Origin of the sequence: Rhodococcus sp. EPR-157, assembly GCF_001647195.1 — a bacterium.
GTDB lineage: Bacteria > Actinomycetota > Actinomycetes > Mycobacteriales > Mycobacteriaceae > Rhodococcoides.
In genome coordinates this window covers 1-2,327 of record NZ_LVCV01000530.1, presented here as the reverse complement: position 1 = coordinate 2,327, position 2,327 = coordinate 1, and the positions used below count along the sequence as shown (strand labels likewise).

The 2,327-nt window shown below is 61.7% G+C and carries 1 protein-coding gene and 1 pseudogene; one reads left to right on the top strand and one right to left on the bottom strand.

What is annotated here, in order from left to right; genetic code table 11:
• Window positions 1-340 (bottom strand): annotated as a pseudogene (locus tag A2J03_RS23890) (condensation domain-containing protein); the annotation flags it as partial.
• Window positions 341-918: 578 nt separating this feature from the next.
• Between A2J03_RS23890 and A2J03_RS23885 the strand changes: the two are divergent.
• Entirely contained in the window at window positions 919-2,274 is a 1,356-nt protein-coding gene (locus tag A2J03_RS23885; protein WP_231912692.1) for a hypothetical protein, read from the top strand.
• Window positions 2,275-2,327: the final 53 nt, after the last annotated feature.

Below are 2,327 nucleotides of genomic sequence, written 5' to 3'. Positions count from 1 at the left end.
TCTTCTGCTCCTGCCGGATATCGACGCGCACGGCGTCCGCCGGGACCGTGAACCGTCGCCAGGTTCCGGTCGCGGGGTCCGGCTCGACGCGAGTACGGAACGCTTCGTGCCGTTCGACGTAGCTCAGAATGGTCCGACGCATCACCTCGGCGTCGTAGCGGCGGTGAATCTCGAATACGGTGCCGATCCAGGATCCGTCGTTGCCGCGACTGCAATGGTCTTCGTGCGTGAACGAGACACCGCGCGGGTCCTCGGCCCACGCCGAGTCGGTCACAGCAGGTACCCACTCGGTGAGCTTTCCTGCAGGTAGCGGGTAGTCGGCCAGTTCGGTGTATTCCATCGAATGTATCCAATTCCGAGCTCGGCCAGCGGCGACTGGCAACATGGTGGACGATTCGTGCTGCAGCGCTCGATCAGCGTCGTGCAGGCACCATCTCGAGGCGTGACTGCGCACTGGTTGACACTGCACTGTGTACCTGTAACGCATATACGGCTACCGGCGCAGCCATTGCGCTCGGTATTGGTTTCGACAATGACAGTAGGTCGAATCGGCAGGTAATTCGCTATGCAAAAAAGTGTTGTTGATCACCTGGCATCGTCTTGACGGGGGTCGATGATCATGATTGTCGGAGTCGCCCGATTTCGGGAAGCTGTGAATGCCGTTGCAGTGCAACCATTATGGGACACTTTTGCGTCGAGTTGCGAAGTGCGACGAAGGGTGCATCGTCGACCGGGTGGTGACCGGTGACCGCAGCGCCGCTCCGATTTCTATGGCCTGTCACACACTTTGTAAACGAACCAATCCGTACGGACCTCGGCTTCGAATTCGACTAATTCGCATGTGACTACTCGAAACCTGGAATTAATCTGCGAGTTGACGAAACCGCGCTATATAGGCTTTTGTAGTACATTTTTCGCATGACCCGAATTGGATTTGCGGATCACTTATTCCTGCGAATGCATCATGGAATCGGCAATCCCGTCGTCAATCAGTTTCTTTGGCTGCTCGACACTGCCGTTTCGGGCGATGACCTCGAAAAACTGCGAACGAACCTGTCGAGAGGGTTGTTGGCGCGCAGGGTCGAACCGCCGACGCTGCCGACCGCCCGACATCGATGGGTCGCGTCGACCGTGTCGCTTCCACTCGAGCTCGCCACGTCGCCGCTACCTTCGGACACCGTCCTCTGCTGGGCGGAACAGCGGGTCATCGATGATCTGGACCCCGAGGCGGGTATCGGCTGGCAGCTTGCTGCCGCACCGCTGTCCGGAGGGGGGATGGTCGTTTCTCTCGTCTGCTCCCACATGGTCGCCGACGGCGCCGCCATGGTCGAGGCCATTCGTCGAGCAAATTCGGACAACAGCAGGGTCGATGCGCGTGACCTGGGCACGAGCCCATCGCTCTTCGGCGGAATCGTCGAGGATCTCGGCGATACCGTCGGTGAAGCGAAGCCGATTCTGCAGTGGGTGGCCGAGAAGGTGGTCGCTACCGCAACGTCAGTCTTCTCCTCGGGGCAGGACTCCGCGTCCGGATCAGGACAGATCGATCCCCCCAGGCGGCAGAACGTGGATCAGGCCTCGGGCCCGTGGAGCCCGCCGTACGTGGTGGTCGAGTGTTCCGCTGCCGAATGGCATGCTGCGGCGGCCGAGTGGGGTGGAACTTCCAACTCCCTCTTCATCGGCGTGATGACCGCGATATCGGAAGCACTCGGCCGAGCGATGCCGGGTGACGAGCTGCGGAGGGCGCTCCCGTACAGCGATCGTGACCCGCTCGATATCGACTCCAACTCGACCAAGATCATTCCGGTTCGGGTGCCGGTATCGGATCGTCAGGACCGAGACCTCACTCGGATCAGGAAAGCGAGCAAAGCCGCATTCACGGACTTCACTGCGCGTCAGAAGGCCGGCACCGCGTCGCCGACCGTCCCGCTGCCGCTCATTCAGATGCTGCCCGATGTGGTGGTCGCGAGGCTTCCGATGCCGACCGACGGAGCGGAGGGGCTGTGTTCGAACCTCGGACAGCTGCCCGAGGACTTCATCACGATCGGTGGGGTACGGGCTCGCAGTGTGGCGGCGCGCGCAACATTCGCGGGAGCGGACGCTGCGTTCGCTCGAACGCTCGGTGGTGGCTCGACCGCGTGGGCGACCGAAACCGACGAGGCCATCACGATCACACTGCACGGCATGGACCCCGATCGCATGGTCACCGACAGCGCGGTACGCGACGTCGTCGCGGACGTTCTCCAGCGATGGAAGATCAGTCACCGCTTCTGGTGAGTGGCACCCTCGATCAAGTCTGCGGCAACCCGCAGCGAATCCATGGCCGGCGT